The 439-nt window shown below is 69.5% G+C and carries 1 protein-coding gene; it reads right to left on the bottom strand.

What is annotated here, in order from left to right; translation table 11 throughout:
• The coding region (locus ACFVX9_RS39810) for a DUF3048 domain-containing protein (protein WP_387987204.1) at positions 1-316 on the bottom strand (316 nt) is incomplete at its 3' end.
• Positions 317-439: the final 123 nt, after the last annotated feature.

The raw sequence follows: 439 nt of genomic DNA, 5'->3' as shown, positions 1-439 counted from the left end.
GCGCATCCCTGGACCCGTCCCGGGCATAGGCAAACTCTGCATCCGCATACGGAAGAGACAGGACCGGGGATTTGCGGACCATGTCCGACACCGCGGCCTGCGCCCCGGAGTAGGCCAGCACCGGACGGCCGAACTGCCGCAGGAGCTCAAGGTCGGACTCCCGCGCACTGCGCACCGGCCCGACACGGGGCGGAAGCCGGGACGAGTAGACAGCCAGCAGGCGGCTCAGCCCGCCCTCCACCTGCTCCGCATACACGATATCCGCCGCCGAGACACCCTCATGCGGACGGGCCTGCACCACATTGTCGATCTTCACCGCCACCACAGGGAAACCGCCGCCCGTGCCAAGACCCGTGAAAGGCGAAGCCGGCGAAGCAGACCGGGCAGCAGACGGCCCAGGCACAGCACCCACCTTCCCGTCCGGAACCCGCTCCGCCCC

Source organism: Kitasatospora sp. NPDC058243 (assembly GCF_042882025.1).
Classification (GTDB): Bacteria; Actinomycetota; Actinomycetes; order Streptomycetales; family Streptomycetaceae; genus Kitasatospora.
Note: the sequence above shows the minus strand (reverse complement) of the source record. Positions and strands in the feature narration are given on the sequence as shown.